Here is a 24,238-nt window from a genome sequence, read left to right on the forward strand (position 1 = left end):
ATCTGTTTACCACCAAAGGCGTGGGGCAAGGAACAGGCCTAGGATTGGCGATCGCTCATCAAATCGTAGTCCAGAAACACTCTGGAACTCTAGAAGTCACCTCAACTTTAGGTCAAGGTACAGAGTTTGTGATTTCAATTCCGCTGAAGGCGAGCGCTGTAAAAGACATTCAGGCAAGGATCTGCGTTGACGCAGCATAACAAATCGTTGCAGCGGCAGCATAAAGATGATTGATAGCGCCCCTTCAAACCATCCAAACTATTGATATAGTAGTACGCGGTGCAAAAAACGATAAACCATGACAGCCACAAATCTCGTCAATAAATTTGAGTACAAACCTCTATACAAACCAAATCAATTAATTTGCGGAACGGGGCAAACAGCCATTGTCAGTGGCTGGACAGTTAAAAGTGCGATCGGCAAAAAATTACAACCCAATGAATTTGCTGTCATCGGACAACTATACTCTCCTACTCGCGGCATCAACTTCTTAATTAGAAACTTGCTGTGCAATCCCCACGTCCGCTTTTTAGTAATTCTCAACGCTACCAAAGAAGACCGCAACTCCGGTGCCGCAGCGTGCTTGATTGACTTTTTTCGCAACGGCTTTGAAGCCGGCAAAAGCGATACTGGTAGAGATTGCTGGTTAATTAAATCTTCAATATTTGGCTACATTGATATTGAAATAGCAGCAGAAGCCTTAGAACTATTGCGTGATTCAATAGAATGGAAAGAAGCAATAGATATAGCAGAAACAGTGACTATTGTCAAGTCTTTTTCCGAAAAAGCAGTGGTTGAACCTTGGGGAGAAACCGTAACTTTTCCATTAGTCGAAATCGTCCCGACTGTACTCCCCGGCCAGAAATACGGACACAGAATCGAAGGCAAAACTATCGCCGAAACTTGGGTAAAAATTATCCACCGAATTAAGACCACCGGAACCCTACGACCCACTGGTTACGACGGACAGTGGCAAGAATTAATTGACTTAATGGCAGTGATTACAGATGAACCTGCGGAGTTCTATTTTCCAGAACCGAATTACTTACCAATAGACCGTGATTTCCTCGAACAGTACAAGCCGCAAATGCTGGAAGATGCCCCCTATAACGAAGGCATTAAATATACCTACGCACAGCGGATGCGGTCGTGGTTTGGATGCGATCAAATTGAAGAAGTTATTGCTAAACTAATTAAGGAAATTGACGCGGCAAGTGCTGTAATTAGTCTGTGGGATGCCGGCGGAAATATCAACAGAAGACCTGACGGTTCCTCGGATCACCAACACAGCGGTAGCCCTTGTTTGAATCACATTTGGGTCCGAGTTGTGGATGAGGAAATATCGCTAACTGCAACTCTCCGCAGTAACGATATGTTTGCGGCGTGGCCGGCCAATGCAATGGGTTTGCGGGCTTTGCAGCAGCACATTCGAGATGAAATTGCTAGGCGTTCCGATTATAATTTGACGATGGGCCCGTTAGTAACGCTGAGTCAATCGGCTCACTTGTATGACGATACCTTTGAAAATGCCGATCGACTAATTCAAACCCAATATGCTAAAATCTGCGAAGATCGAGACTTTTTCGATGCAGCAGGCAATTTTTTAGTTGAAGTAGCCGACAATCAAATAGTGGTCACGCAAACCACCCCCGGCAGCGGCGAAGTTGTCACCTGTTATTCTGGAAAAAACCCTCTCAAGTTAGTGCGAGAAATTTGTGCGGCTTCCCCTGCCATCAAAGGCGAGCATATTGGTTATTTGGGAATAGAATTGCAAAAGGCGGCCGAGTGTCTGAAAACGAGCGAGCAATACATTCAGGATCGAAGATGAATTTAGAAGAAGACAGACCGAGTTGGGACGAATATTTCTTAATGTTGGCAAAATTGGCTGCTACTCGATCGACTTGTCTGGCTTTTCCTGTAGGTGCGGTGATAACTAAAAACAGGCAAGTTTTAGCAACGGGTTACAATGGTTCGCCGTCAGGCTCGGCACACTGTACTACTCAAGGCTTCTGCTATCCGGGTTTGAGTAGTTGCGACGCCAGCAAAACTTTGCCCTCAAGGGCGGTTCACGCGGAAGCAAATGCGATCGCCAAAGCTGCTAAACACGGTATATCTACTGCTGGCGCCAGTATTTACGTCACTTTAGAACCCTGCATCTATTGTTTGAAATTAGTCATTGCGGCTGGAATTAGAGAAGTGTTTTACGAAACGACTTTTAACAGCGGAGAAAAAGCTGCTTTGAGAGATACTTTTATCAGTGAAGGTATTGTTGAGTTAAAACAAATTCAGTTATCTGAAGATACAGCACAAAAGGCGGCTTTGTTTTTATTGCATCCTACATCTGTGGCCAAAAAATTAGTATAGGATCAATCCTCCACGTGGTTGTCGCAGCCAGAGGAAATAACTGTGCTATGTTCCTATAAATGATATTTATTTGCTGGAAATTTGTAAGGATACGGCACTGCCGTATCCTAAATACCGCGTAATACAAAGGATATTTATTTTACGTCTTGCAAAGACACAGCACTGCCATGCCTTTACAACAAATAGAAATGGCAATTAACCAAAAGGCGGCCTGACAAATTGTGAATACCGTGTAGTTCAATCAATCAAATTCATTCACCACTTGCAAATACTCGATCGCCGCATCTATCCTCGAAGAATACTTAAAAGCAAACTGATCGAACCAATATCCCTCATCGGAATTTTTATCCAACTTTTTCAGCCAAACCTGAGCTTGCCTAACTTTCTGTCTGTGCGTTTGTACGTCCAACTGCAGCCCCGCGACTTTTTCTGCTGCTGGCAGCGGTTCCAGTGAAGCTACTTCCTGAGCTTGATTTTGCGCTTCGTGCTCAGCCTTAAGCGGTTCCACTGCTGCTACTTCCTGAGCTTTATTTTGCGCTTTGTACTCAGCCTTAATTTGAGCTAAATCCTTATCCAAAGAACCGGCATACAAATTTAGCTCTGATGTTTTAAATGTTTGATTTGACGGTACTGCTGCTTGTGGCACAGGCGCTTGTGCTTGCACCGGTGTCTGATTTTTCAACTCAGCATTTTTTTGAGATGCTTGATACTCTGCCTTAAGTTCACCTAACAGACGCTCGATCGATTCCATAACTGTAAACCCCCTAAAAAATGCTGCTGGGCTAACTGGCCCCAATATAATCACGGAAACTTCGCCCGCCTCGCCTCCTTAATCAGTTATTGCATTCAGCAATACCTCTGTCAGGGTCATTCCTTCAATATCATCCATCGTGACAGTATCAACGATATCGAATTTAGCCCCAGCGCTTTGCAGTTCGTCATCCAATATCTTGAGAAACTTAGTAGCTTCCGGCGCATTCCCTACTTGAATGAAAGAAATCGCCAACTCTTCATCTCGATCGAGCTTCCGAGAAGCCTCTATAATAGTTTTCATCACTTCTTTGCGATCGTCCGGTTCCCCGTCCGTCACCACTAATATTGTTTCCCCATTTTGCTTGGTATTACCGGATGCTTTGCGATTAAAATAACTGTTCAGAGCGTCTTGCAGAACAGCAGCTAAATTCGTAGTTCCCGAAGGTTCGTTTTCTTGAAAAATTTGCACTACTTTAGCTGATGTTACGTTGTCATAGCGCTTGAAACGACCGGAAAACAAATAAACTGTTATGCCATCAGGATCTAGTTCTTCGCATTTATTAGCTAATGCGATTGTCGATTCTTGCATGAGCGCCCACCGACTTTTGCCGCCCATCTGGTCTTTTGTGTACATACTGCCGCTTTTGTCAATGATTATCGTATAATCGCGATTCTGAAGCATAAGATTTTTCCTGTTAATTAAGTTTTTCCCAAAAATATCAAAACCAGCGAGCAGAAGCTGTTGAGCTTTAGTTGCTCGCTGCGTTTTTTAGTTGATTTGCGATCGCAAATACCGGAATCTAAGCTGCAACTAAAGCATCTTTAAGTGGCTTCCAGCTAAAAGCTCGATCGCCCCCCATCTCAACTGCTATTTTAACTCGCGGTTCTAACGTCGGCAAAACAGTCAAATACTCAATCTCTTGACTCGACAAAATCTGCCCTTCAATAATCCACAGCACCAGTCCTTTTGCTTTCGGCGGCAAATTGTCTAATTGAGTTTTCAACATCGGCGGCACGTAGTACGTATAACCAACCGACCCTTCATTGCCAGTAGTTTTCTTGCCCAAATGCGGCGGTCGTACCCCATGAACCCCCGTTAAATACATCGCCAAATCGCCCAAACCCCGCGCCGAAATCGTGTACCCACCGTAGCCCGCAGCCCTCAGCCTGCGGAGGTATCGCCCCTCAAATCCTCCCTCTAAAGGAACGTACAGGGCCAGCGACCCCAACTTTTCCAAATCCCGAATCAGATCAGATCCCGTCGTAATCAGTCCCATAAATTTGTGTTTCCTGCTGTATCAAAATTTGGTCAATCGCTGCTTGCGAGCTGGAAATATTATAAATCCTAAAGTTGAGGCGAAAAATTCTCATTGCGCCCTTGACAAACGGCAAACACTTCATGTACTATTGTGAATTGTCGCCGTAAGGGATACTGAGTAGTTTGCTGCTCAAGTCCTGGCACAAACAAGCAAGACCGAGAAAAAACTCGGAGATAGAGTCGGTAAAAAGCCGCGAATCTCAACCCTTGCAAGACTTCCACAAGCTCGCTCCCAAATTTAAAACTCAAATTTTAAACACCGAGGAAGGCTGTTGGTTGATAACAGTTAATTGCAGGAACACTGAAATAAATGTTTCTGCACAAGAGCAAGCGGATTGACGTAACTTTCGCAATCCGAAACCTCTTGCGTAAATAAAAGGAAAAAAATCCGTGTCTGTAGGCATTCTTGGCACTAAACTAGGCATGACTCAAGTGTTTGACGACCAAGGGAGAGCAATCCCTGTCACCGTCATACAAGCAGGGCCTTGTACAGTAACTCAAATCAAAACAAAACAAACTGACGGCTACGGTGCCGTTCAAGTTGGATACAACGAAGTCAAACCAAAGGCTCTCAACAAGCCAGAACTAGGACACCTTGCCAAGTCGGGGGCGAATCCACTGCGCCACTTGCAGGAATACCGATTGGAAGACACCAGTTCATTTGAATTAGGTCAACAACTAAAAGCAGATACCTTTACACCGGGACAAATAGTAGATGTCATCGGTACAAGCATCGGTAAAGGTTTTGCAGGTTTTCAAAAGCGCCACAACTTTAAACGAGGCCCGATGTCTCACGGTTCCAAGAACCACCGCGAACCTGGATCGATCGGACCTGGAACTACTCCCGGTCGCGTTTATCCTGGGAAAAGAATGGCAGGACGTATGGGCAACGTTCAAGTCACCGTCCGCAAACTAACAATTGTCCGGGTAGATACAGAGCAGAATTTGCTGCTAATTAAGGGAGCAGTTCCCGGCAAAGCTGGCGCCTTAGTCAATGTTGTGCCTGAGAAAAAAGTAGGACGTTAGTCAGTAGTCATTAGTCAGTAGTCAGCAGTCAGTAGATAGTGGTTGGCCATTAGTAGCAAGCAATAACTAAGAACTAAAAGCTGAAAACTAAGACCTGAAAACTAAGACCTGAGAACAGACAACAGACGACAGACGAAAGACAGCAGACAACTAACAACAGACAACTAACAACAGACAAAGGACAAAAGATATGGTTAATTGTGTAGTCCGAAATTGGCAAGGCGAAGAAGTTGGAGAAACAACTTTAGAACTGCGCGTAGCCAAAGAAGAAAATGCGTCTCACATTGTTCACAGAGCATTGACGCGGCAACTGAATAACGCTCGTCAAGGAAATGCTTGCACCAAAACTCGATCGGAAGTCAGAGGCGGTGGCCGCAAACCCTGGCGTCAAAAAGGCACCGGCCGAGCCAGAGCAGGTTCTATCCGTTCTCCGCTGTGGCGGGGCGGCGGCGTCATCTTCGGCCCAAAACCGAGAGACTTTGAAGTCAAAATGAACAAAAAGGAACGCCGTCTCGCTTTGCGGACAGCATTCCAAAGTCGCACCGAAGACATCATTGTGGTTGAAGAATTTGCAGAGCAATTTCCGAGACCGAAAAGCAAAGAATTGCTGAGTGCGATCGCCCGCTGGGGCATCGAGCCCGATACAAAAGTTCTGTTAATCTTGCCAGAACCGCAACCAAACGTCTACTTATCAGGACGCAACATCGAATTAGTAAACGTCATCTTGGCAACTTCCCTGAATGTTTACGACGTTCTCGCGGCTGACAAAATTATCGTCACATCTACAGCCATAGCTAAAATTCAGGAGATTTACGGTGAGTAAAATCGACCCCCGCGACTACGCAGATTTGATCCAGCGTCCGATTCTCACCGAGAAAGCTACCCGAATGATGGAATTAAATCAATTCACATTCGATGTAGCCCCCAAAGCGACAAAGCCTCAAATCAAAGCTGCAATCGAAGAACTATTTAAGGTCAAAGTCATCGGCGTCAACACCCAAAACCCGCCGCGTAAAAAGCGTAGAGTTGGCAAATTCGTCGGCTTTAAACCTTGTTACAAGCGAGCAACCGTAACTCTGACCGACGGAGACTCGATCCGCAAACTCCTATTCCCAGAAGTTTAGCCAATTTTGGATTTTAGATTTTAGATTTTAGATTGCGGTTAACTGGTGCAAATACCAAACCCAGAAAGTTACCAAGTTAACTGATAATCCCAAATCTAAAATCCAAAACCGTCAAGTCCTTGCATCCCAAATCTAAAATCTAAAATCTAAAATCGATTATGGGCATCCGTTCTTACCGACCTTATACCTCCAGCACCCGAGAACAAACCGTATCGGATTTTGCTGAAATTACCAAATCAGAACCAGAAAAGTCTCTAACCAGCAATAAGCACACCAAACAAGGCCGCAACAACCGAGGCGTCATCACCTGTCGCCACCGGGGAGGCGGTCACAAACGGTTGTATAGAGACATCGACTTCCGCCGCGACAAACACAGCATTCCCGCTACCGTCAAGGCGATCGAATATGACCCCAATCGCAACGCCCGCATCGCCCTCCTGTTCTACAAAGACGGCGAAAAACGGTATATCCTGCACCCGCTCAACTTAAACGTCGGTACAGTAATTGTCTCAGGTCCAGACGCGCCGATCGAGATCGGTAACGCCCTCCCCCTGAAGAACATTCCCCTCGGTACCAGCATCCACAACGTCGAGCTAGTACCTGGAAAAGGCGGACAAATCGTTCGCTCAGCCGGATCGAGCGCTCAGCTAATGGCAAAAGAAGGTAGCTACGTCACCCTCAAACTGCCATCCGGCGAACAGCGCAAAGTCCGCGCCGACTGCTATGCCACTATCGGTCAAGTCGGCAACACAGACGCCAGAAACATCAGCCTCGGCAAAGCAGGTCGCACCCGTTGGAAAGGTCGCAGACCCACCGTTCGCGGTAGCGTCATGAACCCGGTAGACCACCCGCACGGCGGCGGCGAAGGCAGAGCTCCTATTGGACGTCCGGGGCCTGTCACTCCTTGGGGTAAACCAGCATTGGGTGCAAAAACTCGACGCAAAAACAAGCGCAGCGACGCTTTAATCGTCCGGCGCCGCCGCAAATCTTCCAAGCGCGGCAAGGGTGGCAGACAAAGTTAGTCATCAGTCAGGAATCTTCAGTCGGCTGTTGTTAACTGCTAACTACTGACTGAGGACTGATGACCAATGACTGCTGAATCATGCCTAATGACTCCTGAATAACTAAAAAAATCATGTCTCGATCTCTAAAAAAAGGCCCTTTTGTCGCAGATAATCTGATGACAAAAATCGAAAAACTCAACGCCGCCGGCCAAAAACAAGTAATTAAAACTTGGTCGCGATCTTCTACAATCCTGCCCCAAATGGTAGGCCACACGATCGCCGTTCACAACGGTAGACAGCACGTACCCGTCTACCTCACAGACCAAATGGTAGGCCACAAACTCGGAGAATTTTCCCCCACTCGCACCTTTAGAGGTCACGCGAAAAGTGGTGATAAAAAGGCAAAAAGATAGCCGAATTAGGTGATAGGTAATAGGTAGTCGGATCAACTTTTTCCCAATTACCAATTACCTCTTTCCCAATTACCAATTACCAATTACCCAAATCGAAATGGTTATAGATACCACATCCGAAATTAAGGCGATCGCCCGTTACATCCGGACATCCCCCTTCAAAGTGCGCCGAGTCCTCGACCAAATTCGTGGCAAAAGCTACCAAGAAGCGCTGATTTTACTCGAATTCATGCCCTACCGCGCCTGCGAACCAATCGTCAAGGTTTTGCGATCGGCAGTAGCCAACGCCGAGCACAACGCAGGATTGGATAAATCCAAGCTAGTAGTGTCTCAAGCTTACGCAGACCAAGGCCCAGTCCTCAAACGCTTTAGACCCCGCGCTCAAGGTCGTGCCTACCAAATCCGCAAGCCAACCTGTCACATTACCGTAGTAGTAGCTCCGATCCTAGAAAACTAAACCAGGGAAAAACGTAATAGGTAATAAACAGCTTAAAGTTGAAAAAAATGGGTAATCACCAATTACCAATTACCAATTACCAAATACCAATTAACTCATCAACTATTATGGGCCAAAAAATACATCCAATTGGTTTTCGCCTCGGCATTACCCAAGAGCACCGCTCTCGCTGGTTTGCTGATCCCAAAAACTATCCAGAACTCTTGCAAGAAGACTATAAAATTCGCAAGTACGTTCGTAAAACGCTCAGCAATGCTGGCATTTCTTCGGTCAAAATTGAGCGGAAAGCCGATCAAATCGACCTAGAAGTGTTCACCGCCAGACCAGGTGTTGTCGTAGGCCGCGGCGGAGCAGGCATCGAAACCTTGCGCGTCGGTTTGCAGCAGCAACTCGGTAGCAACCGCCAAATCCGCATCAACGTCGTCGAAGTCCAGCGAGTAGACGCCGATGCCACACTGATCGCGGAATACATCGCTCAGCAACTAGAACGGCGTGTATCCTTCCGCCGAGTAGTCCGCCAAGCAATCACCCGCGCCCAAAAAGTCGGCATCCAAGGCATCAAAATTCAAGTCAGCGGACGCCTCAACGGCGCAGAAATCGCTCGTACCGAATGGACGCGGGAAGGAAGAGTTCCGTTGCACACACTGCGGGCAGACATCGACTACTCCTACTGCACTGCTCAAACCATCTACGGTATTCTCGGCATTAAAGTTTGGGTTTTCAAAGGCGAAATTATTCCCGGACAGGAACAGGAGGCTGCACCAAATGCTGCAGTACCCCGCACCAAACAAAAGCGCCGCCGCCAGAATTTTGAAGATCGATCGAACGAAGGCTAGCTAATTGTTAACTGTTAGTTGTCATTTGTTAAGTGTGAGTTGTTCCAAACCAATTAGCAATTAGCAATCACCAATTACCAATTACCAATTACCAATTACCCAACTCCCTTTCGCCATGTTAAGCCCTAAAAGAACTAAATTCCGCAAACAACAGCGCGGGCGAATGAGCGGTATTGCCACCCGCGGCAATACAGTTAGCTTTGGCGACTTCGCGCTCCAAGCCGTCGAACCCGCCTGGATTACTTCCCGCCAAATAGAAGCCGGACGCCGCGCCATGACCCGTTATATCCGCCGGGGCGGCAAAATCTGGATTCGCATTTTTCCCGACAAACCAGTCACCCAGCGCGCAGCCGAAACCCGGATGGGTTCTGGTAAAGGCGCACCAGAGTTTTGGGTGGCCGTGGTCAAACCGGGCCGGGTAATGTTTGAAATTGGCGGCGTAAGTGAAGAAATTGCCCGCGAAGCAATGCGTTTGGCATCTTTCAAATTACCAATTAAAACCAAGTTCATCACTCGCGAAGAAGACCAGTCATAGCGAAGAGCGAAGGTAGAATTAGGTCTGCATTAATCAGCATTTTAAACGGCTACAGCAATTTAAAATCTGGCTTTCATAACTTTTCTTTCCTTCGACCTTCAGCCTAAGAGACACTTCTGTCTTCTGTCATACCGCTCGCTAACGAGAAAGCACACAATTATGTCTTTGACCAAGATTAAAGAAGCTAGAGAATTAAGCGATGCTGCTGTAGCAGAGCAAATTTTAGCCGTCAAACGCCAACTAATGGAATTGCGGCTCCAGCAAGCTACCGGCCGCATGGAAAAGCCTCACCTGTTCAAGCACGCCAAACATCGGCTAGCTCAATTGATGACAGTTGAACGCGAGCGCCAAATCATTGCTGAGAAAGAAGCTGCGGCAGCAAAATTAGCTGCATCTAAACAGGTAGCACAGCCTGCTCCCACCGCAGCAGCCGAGCCGACCATCGCACAGTAGCTAAAAAAAAGTCAATTGCACAACAAGAATAGGTAGCTATGGCAATTAAAGAACGAGTTGGCGTAGTAGTCAGCGACAAGATGGATAAAACCGTCGTGGTAGCAATCGAAAACCGCTCCTCCCACACCAAATACGGCAAAATCGTAGTCCGCACAAAGCGCTACAAAGCTCATGACGAAGAAAATCAGTGCAAATCGGGCGATCGTGTCCGCATCACTGAAACTCGCCCCCTGAGCAAAACCAAACGCTGGACGGTTGCTGAGATTTTTGGGACAAAAAACGGCTAACAGTTAATTGCCACATCGCGATCTCCCGATCGAAAATTAACAATCAACTAGCAGTCAAAAGTCAACAGTCAACAGTTAACACTCAATAGTTAACACTCAACAATCACCATGATTCAACCCCAGACATACCTCAATGTCGCCGACAATAGCGGAGCCCGCAAACTGATGTGCATCCGCGTATTGGGAGGCGGCAACCGTCGCTACGGCGGAGTCGGCGATGTCATCATTGCCGTCGTCAAAGATGCCATCCCCAATATGGCAGTCAAAAAATCAGATGTCGTTCGGGCAGTCATTGTCAGAACTAGAAAAGGTCTGCGCCGCGACAGTGGCATGAGCATTCGTTTTGACGATAACGCCGCCGTTATTATCAACGTAGACGGCAACCCCAAAGGCACTCGCGTCTTCGGTCCCGTCGCCCGCGAATTGCGCGACAAAAACTTTACTAAAATCGTTTCCTTAGCCCCGGAGGTACTTTAAAATGTACGGAAAAAAGGGTAAACCAACTAGCGAACCGCAGCGCTACAGAATGCACGTCAAAGCAGGCGACACCGTGCAAATAATTACTGGCAAAGAGAAAGGAAAAGTCGGAGAAATCTTAAAGACATATCCTAAAGTCAGCAAAGTAGTTGTTAAAGGTGTAAACATCAGAACCAAGCACGTCAAGCCCCAGCAAGAGGGAGAGTCAGGGAAAATACTCACGTTTGAGGCTCCCATTCACAGCTCAAATGTCATGCACTATTCCGAAAAAGAAAAAATAGCTAGCCGCGTTTGCTATACATTTAGCGAAGATGGCCGGAAACTGCGACAGCTCAAAAAAACTGGAGAAATCCTCGATAATTAGTCATTAGTCATTAGTCATTAACAGACAACGGACAACTATCAACTGACAAAGAACAATTCCCTGACCAAGCCCAGGGACAGTTAACGAAACACAAAAACTATGCCGGACAAACTCAAGGTTCTTTATCAAGGAAAAATCGTTCCCACACTGATGGATCAGTTTAAATATACTAATATCCATCAGGTTCCCAAACTCGTCAAAGTCACAGTGAACCGCGGTTTGGGAGAAGCATCTCAAAACGCTAAGGCGCTGGATTCGTCGATCAACGAAATTGGCATCATTACCGGGCAAAAACCAGTGGTGACGCGGGCGAAAAAAGCGATCGCAGGCTTCAAAATCCGCAAAGGAGTACCCGTAGGCGTTATGGTGACGCTGCGCGGCGATCGGATGTACGATTTTCTCGATCGGCTGATCAACCTAGCACTCCCCCGAATCCGCGACTTCCGCGGCATCAGCCCCAAAAGCTTCGACGGTCGCGGCAACTACAGCTTGGGTCTGAGAGAACAGCTAATTTTTCCAGAAATAGAATATGACCGCATCGATCAAATTCGAGGCATGGACATTTCAATTATCACCACAGCAAACACCGACGAAGAAGGACGCGCCTTGCTTAAAGAAATGGGAATGCCGTTCCGGGACAACTAAGCACTAGAGTAAGAAGCAAAAGATGGCAGCTAACGATACCATAGCAGATATGTTGACGCGCATTCGCAATTCTTGCATGGCGCGCCACCAAACAACGCAAATTCCAGCTACAAAAATGACCCGCAGCATCGCCCAAGTCCTCAAAAGTGAAGGCTTCATCGGCGAATTTGAAGAAGCAGAAGAAGGGGTCAAGCGACATTTAGTGCTTTCTCTAAAGTACAAAGGTAAAACTCGCAAGCCCATTATCACGGCACTCAAGCGCGTCAGCAAACCAGGACTGCGCGTTTACTCGAACCGTAAAGAATTGCCCAGAGTATTAGGCGGAATTGGCATAGCCATTATTTCTACCTCCAGCGGCATTATGACGGATAGAGAAGCTCGACGCCAAGGTTTGGGCGGTGAAGTGCTTTGTTATGTTTGGTAGTCATTAGTCATTAGTCATTAGTCACTGGTCGTTGGCAACAGACTCAAAAATCAATCACTAAGGACTAATAACTAAGCACTAATAATCAAGGACTAATAACTAAAAACAAAGGACAAAAAACTATGTCGCGAATTGGCAAGCGTCCGATTAGCATTCCCAATAAAGTCACCATCACCCTAGACGGTCAAAAAGTAGCCGTCAAAGGCCCTAAAGGTGAACTTTCTCGAGTAATCCCAGCCGAAATCCTCATGGGAATTGAAGGCGAAACTTTACTCGTTACCCGCCGAGACGAATCTCGCGTCGCCAGACAACTGCACGGCTTGTGCCGCACCCTAGTCGCCAACATGGTCGAAGGTGTATCCCAAGGTTTTCAGCGGCGTCTCGAAATTATCGGCACAGGTTATCGGGCACAGGTTCAAGGACGGAACCTGATTTTGAACGTCGGTTACAGCAAACCCGTTGAGATGCCCCCTCCAGAAGGCATCACAATGGCAGTTGAAGGCAACACCAACGTCATTGTCTCCGGCATTGACAAAGAACTCGTAGGCAATACAGCAGCCCGCATCCGCGCGGTGCGTCCGCCCGAAGTCTATAAGGGCAAAGGCATTCGCTACAGCGGCGAAGTCGTCCGGCGCAAAGCTGGTAAAACAGGCAAAACAGGTAAGAAGTAACAATGAAGCTTACTCGCAAAGAATCAGTCCAGCGCAGACACCGCCGCGTTCGGCGCAAGGTGTTCGGCACCGCCGAACGTCCCAGACTAGCGGTATTTCGCTCAGAGCAGCACATCTACGCTCAAGTAATCGACGATACAGCCCAGCACACTTTGGCCGCTGCGTCAACCCTCGATCCCGAATTGAAGTCAACTCTCAGTTCTGGCGGCAACTGCTCCGCGAGCGTGCAAGTCGGTCAGTTGATTGCCAAACGCTGTTCCAGCGCTGGCATAGTCAAAGTCGTATTCGATCGGGGAGGCAACCTCTATCACGGTCGTGTCAAAGCCCTCGCAGAAGCAGCTCGCGAAGCGGGGTTAGACTTCTAGAGGGGGTAATGGGTAGCGGGTAATGAGTAATTAAAAAGTAAAAAGTCAAAAGTTGAAAGTTAAAAGGCAAAATCCAGATTTCTTCTATTTTTACTTTTTACTCAAACAATTACCACTTGCCGATCGCCTTTCACCAATTACTAATTCCCACAGGACAAAACTATGGCAGAACAAAAAGAACAGCGCAACAAGAAAAAAAGCAGCAGTAACAAAACACGCGAAAAAGAATCCGAATGGCAAGAACGGGTCGTTCAGATCCGGCGCGTTACTAAAGTAGTCAAAGGTGGTAAAAAACTTAGCTTCCGCGCCATAGTCATTATCGGCAACGAACGCGGTCAAGTTGGAGTAGGAGTCGGCAAAGCTAGCGACGTAATTGGTGCAGTAAAAAAAGGCGTCGCTGACGGCAAAAAGCACCTAATTGAAGTTCCCCTCACCAAATCTAACTCCATCCCTCACCCCATCAACGGTGACGGTGGCGGAGCTAAAGTCATGATGCGGCCCGCCGCTCCGGGAACAGGGGTAATTGCAGGGGGAGCAGTGCGAACTGTTCTCGAACTAGCAGGAGTCCGCAATATCTTAGCCAAACAGCTAGGTTCCGGAAATCCCTTAAACAACGCCCGAGCCGCAGTCAATGCCCTCTCCACCCTCCGCACCTTGTCCGAAGTTGCTCAAGAGCGCGGAATTCCAGTAGAAAATCTCTACGGTTAGGGCACGCGAGAATGGGAAACTGTAAGTTTTGAGTGTTAAGTGCTTGCGGTGAAAATAAAAAAAATCCGCAACTTAAAACTCACGCACTCAAAACTACTGCGTACCCCCTCTCTAAATACCAATTACCAATTACCAATTACTAAAACTATGAGATTGCAAGACGCCCGACCCAAAGCAGGCTCCCAAAAGCGCCCCCGACGCTTGGGCAGAGGTATTTCTGCCGGTCAAGGCGCTAGCTCCGGCAAAGGGATGCGCGGTCAAAAATCTAGAGCAGGTAGCGGCACTAGACCCGGTTTTGAAGGAGGTCAAAATCCTCTCTACCGCCGTCTCCCCAAGTTGAAAAGCTTCCCTCTAGTGAACCGGAAAGAGTACACTACCATTAATGTAAGTAAATTAGCATCGCTGCCAGCAAACACAGAAGTTACTCTTACCTCTTTGATGCAAGCGAAAATTGTCAATACTGACAACGGGCCGCTGAAAATCTTAGGAGATGGCGAACTGAATGTACCTTTGCAAGTGCGCGCCTCGGCTTTTACCGCAGGTGCTCGCACCAAAATTGAAGCTGCAGGCGGAAGTTGCGAATTAGTTGCGTGAAGATTTGGGGTTTGAGAGTTTGTCCAAATCTCAAATCCTCAAGCTTGCTATCAGAAAATGATTTAGTCGAAAATCCCAAATCTAAAATCCAAAATCGTAACTATGGACGTTAGTAGAGAAAAAGCGCCAACTGCACAAGAGACGTTCATGCAGATGGCTCAAGCTGCTGGTTTACGAGGCCGCATCCTCGTAACCCTTGGCTTACTGATTTTAGTACGCCTGGGTGTCCACTTGCCAGTCCCCGGCATCGATCGAGTCGCCTTTGCCCAAAACGTCCAAAATAGCCCTTTAATTGGCTTTCTGGATTTGTTTTCAGGAGGCGGCTTGTCAGCTTTGGGGATTTTCGCGTTGGGGATTTTGCCCTACATTAATGCTTCAATTATTGTGCAACTTCTAACTGCGGCTCTGCCAAGCTTAGAAGACTTGCAGAAAAATGAAGGAGAAGCAGGGCGGCGCAAGATTTCTCAAATTACTCGCTACGTTTCTTTGGGCTGGGCAATTCTTCAAAGTATTGGCATTGCGATTTGGGTCAGCCCTTTTGCTCAATCTCCATCGCCTTTATTCATAGCACAAACTGCTTTGGCTTTGACGGCAGGGTCAATGTTTGTAATGTGGATATCGGAAGTGGTGACGGAACGAGGTATCGGGAACGGAGCGTCGCTACTGATTTTTATCAATATTGTGTCGGTATTGCCGCGCTCTTTGGGACAAACTTTTGAATTGGCTCAAAGTGGGGACACGCAAGTTGTCGGCCGTGTAGTAGTTCTGCTGCTGGTCTTTTTGGTGACGATTGTGGGGATTGTTTTTGTTCAGGAAGGTACTCGCCGCATTCCGATTATTTCGGCCCGCCGCCAAGTCGGCCGCAAAGTTTATCGGGAGAGCCGGAGCTATCTGCCCCTGCGCTTGAATCAAGGCGGAGTGATGCCGATTATTTTTGCATCTTCGGTTTTGATTGTGCCTTCTTTCCTCGCTCAGTCTCTCAATAACCAGTTTTTGGTTCAAGTTGCTAATGTTTTGAGTCCGAACGGGCCGGCGCCTTGGGCTTACGCGCTGTTTTATCTGACTTTGATTCTGTTCTTCAGCTATTTCTACGCTTCGTTGATTGTCAACCCCGTAGATATGTCTCAGAACTTGAAGAAAATGGGCGCCAGCATTCCTGGAATTCGTCCGGGTCAGAAAACCAGCGATTATGTGGAGAAGGTTTTGAACCGTTTGACTTTCTTGGGAGCGATATTTCTCGGTCTGGTGGCCATTGTACCAACTGCTGTAGAAAGCGCGATCGGAGTGCAAACTTTTAGAGGTTTTGGCGCAACTTCCCTACTGATTTTAGTAGGTGTCGCGATCGAAACTGCTAAGCAAATTCAAACTTACGTCATCTCCCAGCGATATGAAGGAATGGTGAAGTAATCGCAATGCAATTGATTTTTATGGGGCCTCCAGGGGCAGGAAAGGGAACTCAGGCTCAGCTCTTAGCAGCTCTCTGGAAAATACCCCACATTTCTACAGGTGACATCCTACGCGCCTGCGTAGTTGCCAAAACTGACTTGGGTCAAAAGGCACAATCCTACATGGATCGGGGAGAGTTGGTTCCTGACGAGTTATTGATGGATATCGTGCAAGAACGTATGAATCAGCCAGATGCTCGTGCTGGCTGGATTCTCGACGGCTTTCCCCGCACAGTCGCGCAGGCAGCTTTTTTTGACAAACTGCTCTGCGATGTTGAAGGAAGTACGTCGGGAAAGGACTGCGCTCTCAGAGCTGTCAATTTGGACGTTCCTGACAATGTTTTGGTGGCTCGCCTGTTGTCGCGGGGGCGTCAGGATGATAATGAGGAGACAATCCGCCGCCGATTGCAAGTTTATCGCGAGCAAACTGAGCCTTTGATTGATTTTTACAGCGGCCGCCAACAGTTAGTTGCGGTTGATGGCGATCGAGCGATGGAATTAGTGACAGCAGAACTGCAACAAGTTCTCTCAGGCGACTCTTGAACCCTCGCAATACAGCTTGTTACTCGCAAGCTTTTGCTAAGATATGTTAACTAGGAGCTTTTTGTGCTATCAGGTTTTGTGAGGGTTGCTAGAGACCGGATTGAACTCGATACTAATTGCCACAACTTTACTCAAGTAAAGCTAAAGCAAGCGGTTAGTTGAGTCAAGAAGTCGATCGAGTCGCCCGAATTCTGGCCCCGCTTCCCGTTTCACTCCTACCAGTAAATAGGTGTTGAGGTAAACAGCGGGACACTCCTAGTTAATCAAATGTAGAGTTGAGGTAAATACCAAATTGTCTAAGCAAGATTTAATTGAAATGGAAGGGACCGTGACGGAATCCCTGCCTAATGCGATGTTTCGCGTTGACCTAGATAATGGGTTTAACGTGCTAGCTCACATTTCCGGCAAGATCCGCCGCAACTACATCAAAATTCTGCCTGGCGATCGCGTCAAAGTCGAATTGACTCCCTACGACTTGACCAAAGGCAGGATTACTTATCGCCTTCGGAAAAAATAGGCTTAGATAAAACTTTCTAAAAACTAATTCTAAGTTTAATTTAGAGAGAATTTGGTAAAAAGCTTCAAATTTATGCTATAATGCTACGTTTGTAGTGTTGCCGAGAAGGGCGTCAACAACCCACCGGTGTACCGGGTTAAGTCATTGTTACACCGTAAAAGTATCGCTCGCCAACACTCTGGCGCAGGCGAACTTTACCCAGCAATGGGAGTGGGTGCAAGCGGGCTCCTTCATGAAACAACCCGCACTTTATACAATTTAATCGAGGAGAGGCCTACACCTTGCCCAGCCTCTCCTCCCACCGCTCTACGGGCAGTCCCAGCGTGCCTGTTCTCCGCTAGAGCGGGGTTCTCCAGGCAGGAAGAAAGATGAAAGTTCGAGCATCTGTCAAAAAAATTTGTGAAAAATGTCGCGTCATCCGCCGTCGCGGTCGAGTGATGGTGATATGCACTAACCCGAAACACAAACAGCGCCAAGGTTAGAAAAAACGAAGATTGGGTACTGCACGCAGGTGCATCCTAATTGAACATTGTAGCCAAACAGGAAAACTAGGGAGACAAAAAGTGTGGCACGGATTGCCGGGGTAGACCTTCCACGCGATAAGCGCGTCGAAATAGGTCTGACATACATTTACGGAATAGGCTTGTCGCGGGCCCAAAAAATTATCGCTGCAACAGGCGTAAATCCTGACACTCGCGTCAAGGATTTAACAGAGGCCGACGTGACAGCTCTGCGGGCTCATGTAGAAACCACATACCAAATCGAAGGAGACCTCCGGCGCTGGGAGTCAATGAACATCAAGCGCCTGATGGACATCGGAACTTATCGCGGTCGGCGTCACCGTTTGGGTCTGCCGGTGCGGGGACAACGAACCCGTACCAACGCCAGAACCCGTCGTGGCGTCCGCCGAACAGTTGCGGGCAAGAAAAAGGCACCTTCCAAGAAGTAACATCTTTTTGGTAAAAATACGCTGGGGGCTGCTGGCTCCTAGCGCTTCGGGACATTAGTTGAGAGAAACGTTAAAGAGACTAATATGGCGCGACAACAAACAGGCAAGAAATCTGGTGCAAAAAAGCAGAAACGAAATGTACCCAATGGGGTAGGCTACATCCAGTCTACCTTTAACAACACGATTGTAACTATTACCGACCTCAACGGCGAAGTGATATCCTGGGCCTCGGCAGGTTCCAGCGGTTTTAAAGGAGCTAAAAAGGGAACTCCCTTTGCAGCTCAAACAGCAGCAGAAAGTGCTGCCCGCAGAGCCAACGACCAAGGAATGCGTCAAATAGAAGTAATGGTGAGCGGGCCTGGAGCAGGTAGAGAAACTGCAATCCGGGCGCTGCAAGGGGCGGGACTGGAAATCACCCTGATTAGAGATGTTACCCCAATTCCTCACAACGGCTGTCGCCCTCCCAAGCGGCGTAGAGTCTAAAACGATTTGAGATTTTAGATTTTAGATTTTGGATAATGGCTAACTGCTTAAAGTCAAAAACTAATGGTTCTAACTGTTGCCCCGTCCATCCAAAATCCGAAATCCGTTCAGGGGTATGCTCTGCAATCTAAAATCCAAAATCAAAAATCCAAAGTGGAAAAGGGAGGTCACTCCGTGGCGCAGTTTCAAATTGAATGTATAGAGTCTAACACTGACAAAGACCGCAGTCAGTACGGAAAATTTGTCCTGGAACCGCTCGATCGCGGTCAGGGAACAACTGTTGGGAATGCGCTGAGGCGAGTTCTGCTGTCAAACTTGGAAGGGACGGCAGTAACTTCAGTCCGCATAGCGGGTGTCAATCACGAGTTTGCCACGATCGAAGGGGTACGTGAGGATGTTCTAGAAATTCTCCTGAACATGAAAGAGGTCGTCCTCAAAACTCATTCTCAGCAGCCACAAATCGGCAGGTTGCGGATTGAGGGGCCTGTCACCGTTACTGCCGATAGATTCGATTTGCCCTCAGAGGTGGAATTGATCGATCGCTCCCAGTACATTGCAACTCTCTCGCCCGGCTCAGTTCTGGAAATGGAATTCAGAATTGAAAAAGGCATCGGATACCGAGCAGTAGACCGCAGTCGCGATGATGGGTCGGCTTTGGATTTCCTCCAAATAGACGCCATCTTTATGCCGATTCGCAGAGTCAACTACAGCGTTGAAGATGCTAGGGTAGGCGGCACGGTCGAGAAAGACCGGCTGATTATGGAAATCTGGACTGATGGCAGCGTGACTCCTCAAGAAGCTTTGAGTCAATCTGCCAACATCCTGGTAGATTTATTTGCACCTCTCAAAGACATCACCCAAGATTCTCTAAAACCAGAGTATCCAGGTGAAGCCGATCCTACCAGCCAAATTCCGATCGAAGAATTGCAGTTGTCCGTCCGGGCTTACAACTGTCTCAAGCGGGCTCAGATCAACTCAGTCGCAGACTTATTGGATTATACCCAAGAAGACTTGCTCGAGATCAAGAACTTCGGGCAGAAGTCTGCCGAAGAAGTGATTGAAGCTTTACAAAAACGCTTGGGCATTACCTTGCCACAGGAAAAATCAGCTAAAAGTTAATCAACGGGTAACGGGTAAAAAAGTTCTGAATTTTAAGTAGGTGAGTTTTTAAGTTAAAGAATTCACCGCTCAAAACTTTCGGACTATCCCGGCGCCCAATTACCAATTACCAATTACCAACTGCCATGCGTCACCGCTGTCGCGTTCCCCAACTCAACAAACCGGCTGACCAGCGCCGTGCCCTGCTGCGCTCGCTGACTACCGAATTAATCCGCCACGGTAAAATTACTACCACTCTCGCCCGCGCCAAAGCGCTGCGCCCAGAGGCTGACAGAATGATTACCCTGGCAAAAGATGGCTCATTGGCCGCTCGCCGGCAAGCTATGGGCTTTATTTACGACAAACAGTTAGTACACGCCTTGTTTGAAGCAGCCCAAGAACGGTACGGCTCGCGCAACGGGGGCTACACCCGCGTAGTACGAACTGTCCCCCGCCAAGGAGACAATTCCGAAATGGCGATCGTTGAACTGGTTTAATTCAATTTTGGGTTGGAGATTTGTGATTTATGACTGACAATCCAAAATCCCCAACCGACAATCCCCAATCGATACAGCGCGTTGCTCTGGTGATCCAATACCTCGGCACTAACTTTCACGGTTGGCAGCGACAGCCGAACCAGCGTACAGTACAAGAAGAAATTGAAACAGCAATATCGACTGTTCTGGAACGCCCGGTAACGCTGCACGCTGCCGGGAGAACTGACGCGGGAGTTCACGCCGCTGCTCAAGTAGCCCATTTTGACGCCCCGGGCCCAATTCCGGCTCACCGCTGGGCAAGCGTTCTCAACTCTCGACTGGCAAAAGATATTTTAATTCGAGCTTCGGCAAAGGTGGAACCTACCTGGCACGCTCGGTTCTCAGCCAGTTGGCGGCGCTATCGCTACACCCTTTATACAGACCCGACCCCTAATTTGTTTGTGCGTCCTTTTGCTTGGCACTGCTATCACGCCCCTGTGGATGAATCTTTGATTCAGACAGCTTTGACACCGCTAATCGGGCGGCATCACCTGGCTGCTTTCCACCGCGCGGGTTCAGCCCGCCCCCATTCCTGGGTGGATGTGCAAGCGGCCGAGTGTCAGCGTTCTGGGCCTCTTATCTATATTGAGGTTCAGGCGAGCGGGTTTCTGTACGGGATGATGCGGCTGCTGGTGGGGTTGCTGGTGCAGGTGGGTCGCGGGGAAAGGCCGATCGACAATTTCACCGATATCTGGGTCAACGAACGCCGAGAAATGGTAAAATATGCCGCTCCCGCTCAAGGTTTGTGCCTGCTGCGGGTTGGCTATTCAGAATTTCCCTTTCCCCCAGATGTCTGGTACGACACTCAGCCAAAATTAGTCATTAGTCATTAGTCATTAGTCATTAGTCATTAGTCATTAGGTAACTACTAATAAAAAACTAAGGACAACTAACAATTAAAAACTGACAACTGACAACTGACAACTGACAACTAACAACAGTTAACAGTTAATAGACAACTAACAACAAACAATGAACAAAACTTACGTCCCTACTCAAGACTCCCTAGAGCACAAGTGGTACGTGGTCGATGCCGCCGACCAGCGGCTGGGCCGTCTGGCAACTGAAGTTGCCATGTACCTCCGGGGGAAACACAAACCGACTTACACTCCTTCTATGGATACCGGCGACTTCGTAATTGTCATCAATGCTGACAAAATCGCTGTTACTGGCAAAAAACGCACCCAGAAAATCTACCGCCGCCATTCTGGAAGACCGGGTGGCATGAAAACAGAAACTTTTGCCAAATTGCAAGCACGTTTGCCCGAAAGAATTGTCGAAGAAGCTATACGGGGAATGCTGCCTCACACATCTCTGGGCAGACAACTGTTTACTAAACTGAAGGTGTACGCTGGCCCCAACCACCCGCACCAAGCTCAAAAACCAGAAGAATTAATTGTTCACACGATTCCGGGAGGAAATGAGTAATGCAAGCAACAGATACATCGGGTCGCGCTGTGTACTGGGGTACCGGCCGCCGCAAGTGTTCCGTAGCGCGGGTGCGCTTGGTTCCCGGCACTGGCATACTGACTGTCAATGGTAAAGAAGGGGATTTGTACCTGCAATTCAATCCTACTTATTTGGCTCTCGCTAAGGCCCCTCTGGAAACTTTGGGTCTGGAAAATGAGTACGACATTTTGGTAAAAGTCGAAGGCGGTGGCTTGACAGGTCAGGCTGACTCGATTCGCCTTGGTGTCGCTAGAGCACTTTGTCAATTAGACCCGGACAACCGCAAGCCTTTGAAGACTGAGGGCTATTTGACTCGCGACCCGCGCGCCAAAGAACGGAAAAAGTACGGTCTGCGGAAAGCTCGCAAAGCTCCTCAATACTCGAAGCGGTAATCGAGGGAAGAAGGAAGAAGGAAGAAGGAACCAGGAAAAGGCAAAAATTATCTATCCAGATTTTATCTGCCTTTTTTTGAAGTTTATTTCCGATTCCCGATTCCTGGTTCCAACAGATATAAGGCAAAATTCCTGCTGTTGTTGGTGTACAAGTCCTGCGGCAGCTAAAATGGTTGTAAAGTCAAAAATTAGAGAGTAAAAAACAATGGCAAAAGATGGCATTCACCCTGAGTGGTATCCCGAATCTCAGGTTTATTGCAACGGGGAACTTGTGATGACTGTGGGTTCAACTAGACCAAAGCTTCAAGTTGATGTCTGGTCGGGAAATCATCCTTTTTATACTGGCACTCAGAAGATTATTGATACTGAAGGTCGTGTGGAGCGCTTTATGCGGAAATATGGCATGACCGAGGTAGAAATGCCGAAGGCAGATGCTTCCTCTGGACCGCTGAAAATGGAAGACCCGAAAGGAGATGCTGCTAAGGCTGCTGGTAAAGGCAAAAAGAAGAAGTAGCCGGATTGTCATTTGTCCGCAGTTTGTTGAGAGTAGTTCTTTCTACTGGCAACTTACCGCCCTTGGATTTTAGATTTTAGATTGAAGACTTGCTATGCAGGCAGTTTAGTTCGATCGAGTAGAGTTCGATCGACATTCTATCCTAACTGCTCTTGAGTTCTAAAATCTAAAATCTAAAATCTAAAATCGATCCGCCCTCGGATGGGAGAGTTTAGATTGAAGGCTTGCTATGCAGGCAGTTGAGTTTGATCGAGATTCTATCCCAACTGTTCTTCAAATCTAAAATCTAAAATCTAAAATCTAAAATCTAAAATCTAAAATCGATTGACAAAGGACAACTGACAATGGCTGAATCTTATTTGCTGGATAAATTGAAGTCGGTAGAGCAAACTTTTAATGAGTTGACTCGCCGTATGGCTGACCCGGATGTCGCTAGGGACAATCAAGAGTTTCAACGGGTAGCGAAAGCTCGATCGTCCTTGGAGGAAGTGGTCGATACTTTTGCTCTGTGGAAAACCACTCAGGAAGATTTGGTGGACACGCGACAGGTTCTCAAGGAAGCAGCGGGCGATCGAGAAATGCAGCAAATGGCTGCGCTGGAAGTTGAGGAACTTGAGTCGAAACTGGAGAGTTTGGAAAGTCGTTTGAAGGTTTTGCTGCTGCCGCGCGACCCGAATGATGACAAGAATATTATGCTGGAAATTCGGGCGGGTACTGGCGGAGATGAGGCTAGTATTTGGGCGGGAGATTTGCTGCGGCTGTATTCGCGTTACGCTCAAACTCAAGGCTGGCAGGTGAAGTTGGTGAGCGAGTCGCTGGCGGAAATGGGCGGCTTTAAAGAAGTAATTCTGGAAATTACAGGCGATAGCGTTTACAGCAAGCTGAAGTTTGAGGCTGGGGTACACCGGGTGCAGCGGGTGCCGGTGACTGAGGCTGGCGGCCGGGTGCATACTTCGACGGCGACGGTGGCTGTGATGCCGGAGGTTGATGATGTGGAGATTCACATCGATCCGAAGGATATTGAGATGAGCACGGCTCGATCGGGCGGCGCTGGTGGCCAAAACGTGAACAAGGTGGAAACTGCTGCGGATTTGTTTCACAAGCCGACGGGAATTCGGATTTTCTGTACTGAGGAGCGCAGTCAGTTGCAGAATAAGGAGCGGGCGATGCAGATTTTGCGGGCTAAGCTCTATGAGATGAAGTTGCGGGAGCAGCAGGATGAGGTGAAGTCGCGGCGTTTGGCTCAGGTTGGTACTGGTTCGCGATCGGAGAAGATTCGCACTTACAACTATAAGGACAATCGGGCTACTGACCACCGTTTGGGGGAGAATTTCTCGCTCAATAGTGTTTTGGAAGGGGATATTGAGGGGATTATTCAAACTTGCATTTCTCAGGATCAGCAGGAACGTTTGGCTGAGTTGGCTGCTTCTACTAATTGATGGAGTGATGGGGGACTAGGCGCATTGTTTGCTCAGCCTCAGTTCCCTTGTTACG

At 47.9% G+C, this 24,238-nt stretch carries 37 protein-coding genes; 34 read left to right on the top strand and 3 right to left on the bottom strand.

The window, feature by feature from the left end; genetic code table 11:
* From QUA38_RS06710 to QUA38_RS06720, 3 genes are all read left to right on the top strand, one after another.
* Window positions 1-200 (top strand): ATP-binding protein (locus QUA38_RS06710; RefSeq protein WP_333160309.1); only part of this gene is annotated, 200 nt, incomplete at its 5' end.
* A 98-nt stretch (window positions 201-298) separates the two neighbouring features.
* Window positions 299-1,828: a thymidylate synthase gene (locus QUA38_RS06715; RefSeq protein WP_333160311.1), complete on the top strand. Its 1,530-nt coding sequence runs from the start codon at window positions 299-301 to the stop codon at window positions 1,826-1,828.
* Window positions 1,825-2,364: a dCMP deaminase family protein gene (locus QUA38_RS06720; RefSeq protein ID WP_333160313.1), complete on the top strand. Its 540-nt coding sequence runs from the start codon at window positions 1,825-1,827 to the stop codon at window positions 2,362-2,364. Before QUA38_RS06715 ends, QUA38_RS06720 begins: the two co-directional genes overlap by 4 nt.
* Window positions 2,365-2,605: 241 nt before the next feature.
* Here QUA38_RS06720 and QUA38_RS06725 read toward each other — a convergent pair whose 3' ends face one another.
* The 3 genes from QUA38_RS06725 to QUA38_RS06735 form a co-directional block, all read right to left on the bottom strand.
* Window positions 2,606-3,115, bottom strand: a complete 510-nt coding sequence (locus QUA38_RS06725; protein ID WP_333160315.1) for a salt stress protein, Slr1339 family — start codon at window positions 3,113-3,115, stop codon at window positions 2,606-2,608.
* Window positions 3,116-3,193: 78 nt separating this feature from the next.
* Window positions 3,194-3,799 carry a VWA domain-containing protein gene (locus QUA38_RS06730; RefSeq protein WP_333160317.1) on the bottom strand — a complete coding sequence of 202 codons (606 nt, stop codon included), beginning with the start codon at window positions 3,797-3,799 and terminating at the stop codon, window positions 3,194-3,196.
* Window positions 3,800-3,917: 118 nt separating this feature from the next.
* A complete protein-coding gene (locus tag QUA38_RS06735; protein WP_333160319.1) occupies window positions 3,918-4,394 on the bottom strand; it encodes an NAD(P)H-quinone oxidoreductase subunit N in 477 nt (158 codons plus the stop codon).
* A gap of 431 nt (window positions 4,395-4,825) precedes the next feature.
* On the opposite strand from QUA38_RS06735, the gene rplC reads away from it, so the two are divergent.
* From rplC to prfA, 31 genes are all read left to right on the top strand, one after another.
* Complete coding sequence (gene rplC, locus QUA38_RS06740; RefSeq protein WP_190657996.1) at window positions 4,826-5,461, top strand: 50S ribosomal protein L3; 636 nt, start codon at window positions 4,826-4,828, stop codon at window positions 5,459-5,461.
* 190 nt (window positions 5,462-5,651) lie between these two features.
* Window positions 5,652-6,284, top strand: a complete 633-nt coding sequence (gene rplD / locus QUA38_RS06745) for a 50S ribosomal protein L4 (RefSeq protein WP_190657994.1) — start codon at window positions 5,652-5,654, stop codon at window positions 6,282-6,284.
* The gene (locus tag QUA38_RS06750; protein WP_006634999.1) at window positions 6,277-6,585 is read left to right on the top strand and encodes a 50S ribosomal protein L23; all 309 of its coding nucleotides are present in this window, start codon (window positions 6,277-6,279) and stop codon (window positions 6,583-6,585) included. The genes rplD and QUA38_RS06750 overlap by 8 nt, the downstream gene beginning before the upstream one ends.
* 158 nt (window positions 6,586-6,743) lie before the next feature.
* Entirely contained in the window at window positions 6,744-7,607 is an 864-nt protein-coding gene (gene rplB / locus QUA38_RS06755) for a 50S ribosomal protein L2 (protein ID WP_333039612.1), read from the top strand.
* Between the two features lie 113 nt (window positions 7,608-7,720).
* On the top strand, window positions 7,721-8,002 hold the full coding sequence (gene rpsS / locus QUA38_RS06760; protein ID WP_242719699.1) for a 30S ribosomal protein S19: 282 nt from the start codon (window positions 7,721-7,723) through the stop codon (window positions 8,000-8,002).
* A gap of 97 nt (window positions 8,003-8,099) precedes the next feature.
* Window positions 8,100-8,459, top strand: coding sequence for a 50S ribosomal protein L22 (rplV, locus tag QUA38_RS06765; protein WP_333160321.1), 360 nt, complete (start codon window positions 8,100-8,102; stop codon window positions 8,457-8,459).
* Between the two features lie 107 nt (window positions 8,460-8,566).
* A complete protein-coding gene (gene rpsC / locus QUA38_RS06770; RefSeq protein ID WP_006634995.1) occupies window positions 8,567-9,295 on the top strand; it encodes a 30S ribosomal protein S3 in 729 nt (242 codons plus the stop codon).
* A 115-nt stretch (window positions 9,296-9,410) separates the two neighbouring features.
* Window positions 9,411-9,830, top strand: a complete 420-nt coding sequence (rplP, locus tag QUA38_RS06775) for a 50S ribosomal protein L16 (protein WP_333160323.1) — start codon at window positions 9,411-9,413, stop codon at window positions 9,828-9,830.
* Window positions 9,831-9,989: 159 nt separating this feature from the next.
* Window positions 9,990-10,283, top strand: coding sequence for a 50S ribosomal protein L29 (gene rpmC / locus QUA38_RS06780; protein ID WP_333160325.1), 294 nt, complete (start codon window positions 9,990-9,992; stop codon window positions 10,281-10,283).
* 38 nt (window positions 10,284-10,321) lie between these two features.
* A complete protein-coding gene (gene rpsQ / locus QUA38_RS06785; protein ID WP_006634992.1) occupies window positions 10,322-10,570 on the top strand; it encodes a 30S ribosomal protein S17 in 249 nt (82 codons plus the stop codon).
* A 108-nt stretch (window positions 10,571-10,678) separates the two neighbouring features.
* Window positions 10,679-11,047 (top strand): 50S ribosomal protein L14, encoded by a 369-nt coding sequence (rplN, locus tag QUA38_RS06790; RefSeq protein WP_006634991.1) that lies wholly within the window; start codon window positions 10,679-10,681, stop codon window positions 11,045-11,047.
* A 1-nt stretch (window position 11,048) separates the two neighbouring features.
* Entirely contained in the window at window positions 11,049-11,411 is a 363-nt protein-coding gene (gene rplX, locus QUA38_RS06795) for a 50S ribosomal protein L24 (RefSeq protein ID WP_333045759.1), read from the top strand.
* 99 nt (window positions 11,412-11,510) lie between these two features.
* On the top strand, window positions 11,511-12,056 hold the full coding sequence (rplE, locus tag QUA38_RS06800) for a 50S ribosomal protein L5 (RefSeq protein WP_006634989.1): 546 nt from the start codon (window positions 11,511-11,513) through the stop codon (window positions 12,054-12,056).
* 22 nt (window positions 12,057-12,078) lie between these two features.
* Entirely contained in the window at window positions 12,079-12,480 is a 402-nt protein-coding gene (rpsH, locus tag QUA38_RS06805) for a 30S ribosomal protein S8 (RefSeq protein ID WP_190737227.1), read from the top strand.
* A gap of 122 nt (window positions 12,481-12,602) precedes the next feature.
* Complete coding sequence (rplF, locus tag QUA38_RS06810; protein WP_190737229.1) at window positions 12,603-13,151, top strand: 50S ribosomal protein L6; 549 nt, start codon at window positions 12,603-12,605, stop codon at window positions 13,149-13,151.
* Between the two features lie 2 nt (window positions 13,152-13,153).
* Entirely contained in the window at window positions 13,154-13,516 is a 363-nt protein-coding gene (rplR, locus tag QUA38_RS06815; RefSeq protein ID WP_333039624.1) for a 50S ribosomal protein L18, read from the top strand.
* A gap of 162 nt (window positions 13,517-13,678) precedes the next feature.
* Entirely contained in the window at window positions 13,679-14,224 is a 546-nt protein-coding gene (rpsE, locus tag QUA38_RS06820; RefSeq protein ID WP_242719711.1) for a 30S ribosomal protein S5, read from the top strand.
* 147 nt (window positions 14,225-14,371) lie between these two features.
* The gene (gene rplO, locus QUA38_RS06825) at window positions 14,372-14,818 is read left to right on the top strand and encodes a 50S ribosomal protein L15 (RefSeq protein WP_333070037.1); all 447 of its coding nucleotides are present in this window, start codon (window positions 14,372-14,374) and stop codon (window positions 14,816-14,818) included.
* Window positions 14,819-14,920: 102 nt separating this feature from the next.
* Window positions 14,921-16,225 carry a preprotein translocase subunit SecY gene (secY, locus tag QUA38_RS06830; RefSeq protein WP_333160328.1) on the top strand — a complete coding sequence of 435 codons (1,305 nt, stop codon included), beginning with the start codon at window positions 14,921-14,923 and terminating at the stop codon, window positions 16,223-16,225.
* A gap of 5 nt (window positions 16,226-16,230) precedes the next feature.
* On the top strand, window positions 16,231-16,806 hold the full coding sequence (locus tag QUA38_RS06835; protein WP_190745436.1) for an adenylate kinase: 576 nt from the start codon (window positions 16,231-16,233) through the stop codon (window positions 16,804-16,806).
* A gap of 292 nt (window positions 16,807-17,098) precedes the next feature.
* Complete coding sequence (gene infA / locus QUA38_RS06840) at window positions 17,099-17,323, top strand: translation initiation factor IF-1 (RefSeq protein WP_006276978.1); 225 nt, start codon at window positions 17,099-17,101, stop codon at window positions 17,321-17,323.
* A gap of 368 nt (window positions 17,324-17,691) precedes the next feature.
* Window positions 17,692-17,805 carry a 50S ribosomal protein L36 gene (gene rpmJ / locus QUA38_RS06845; RefSeq protein WP_015178722.1) on the top strand — a complete coding sequence of 38 codons (114 nt, stop codon included), beginning with the start codon at window positions 17,692-17,694 and terminating at the stop codon, window positions 17,803-17,805.
* Window positions 17,806-17,888: 83 nt separating this feature from the next.
* Window positions 17,889-18,272, top strand: a complete 384-nt coding sequence (gene rpsM, locus QUA38_RS06850; protein WP_006634981.1) for a 30S ribosomal protein S13 — start codon at window positions 17,889-17,891, stop codon at window positions 18,270-18,272.
* 84 nt (window positions 18,273-18,356) lie between these two features.
* Window positions 18,357-18,755 carry a 30S ribosomal protein S11 gene (gene rpsK, locus QUA38_RS06855; protein WP_006634980.1) on the top strand — a complete coding sequence of 133 codons (399 nt, stop codon included), beginning with the start codon at window positions 18,357-18,359 and terminating at the stop codon, window positions 18,753-18,755.
* A 174-nt stretch (window positions 18,756-18,929) separates the two neighbouring features.
* A complete protein-coding gene (locus tag QUA38_RS06860) occupies window positions 18,930-19,874 on the top strand; it encodes a DNA-directed RNA polymerase subunit alpha (protein WP_202798589.1) in 945 nt (314 codons plus the stop codon).
* A 125-nt stretch (window positions 19,875-19,999) separates the two neighbouring features.
* Window positions 20,000-20,350, top strand: coding sequence for a 50S ribosomal protein L17 (gene rplQ / locus QUA38_RS06865; RefSeq protein WP_190657966.1), 351 nt, complete (start codon window positions 20,000-20,002; stop codon window positions 20,348-20,350).
* A gap of 29 nt (window positions 20,351-20,379) precedes the next feature.
* Window positions 20,380-21,222 (top strand): tRNA pseudouridine(38-40) synthase TruA, encoded by an 843-nt coding sequence (truA, locus tag QUA38_RS06870; RefSeq protein ID WP_333160331.1) that lies wholly within the window; start codon window positions 20,380-20,382, stop codon window positions 21,220-21,222.
* A gap of 139 nt (window positions 21,223-21,361) precedes the next feature.
* A complete protein-coding gene (gene rplM / locus QUA38_RS06875; protein WP_015178725.1) occupies window positions 21,362-21,817 on the top strand; it encodes a 50S ribosomal protein L13 in 456 nt (151 codons plus the stop codon).
* On the top strand, window positions 21,817-22,230 hold the full coding sequence (gene rpsI / locus QUA38_RS06880; RefSeq protein ID WP_194067224.1) for a 30S ribosomal protein S9: 414 nt from the start codon (window positions 21,817-21,819) through the stop codon (window positions 22,228-22,230). Before rplM ends, rpsI begins: the two co-directional genes overlap by 1 nt.
* A 205-nt stretch (window positions 22,231-22,435) precedes the next feature.
* The gene (gene rpmE, locus QUA38_RS06885) at window positions 22,436-22,744 is read left to right on the top strand and encodes a 50S ribosomal protein L31 (protein WP_333160333.1); all 309 of its coding nucleotides are present in this window, start codon (window positions 22,436-22,438) and stop codon (window positions 22,742-22,744) included.
* A 344-nt stretch (window positions 22,745-23,088) separates the two neighbouring features.
* Entirely contained in the window at window positions 23,089-24,183 is a 1,095-nt protein-coding gene (gene prfA, locus QUA38_RS06890) for a peptide chain release factor 1 (protein WP_333160335.1), read from the top strand.
* Window positions 24,184-24,238: the final 55 nt, after the last annotated feature.

It is taken from the genome of Microcoleus sp. Pol12B4 (genome assembly GCF_036701385.1).
Classification (GTDB): domain Bacteria; phylum Cyanobacteriota; class Cyanobacteriia; order Cyanobacteriales; family Microcoleaceae; genus Microcoleus.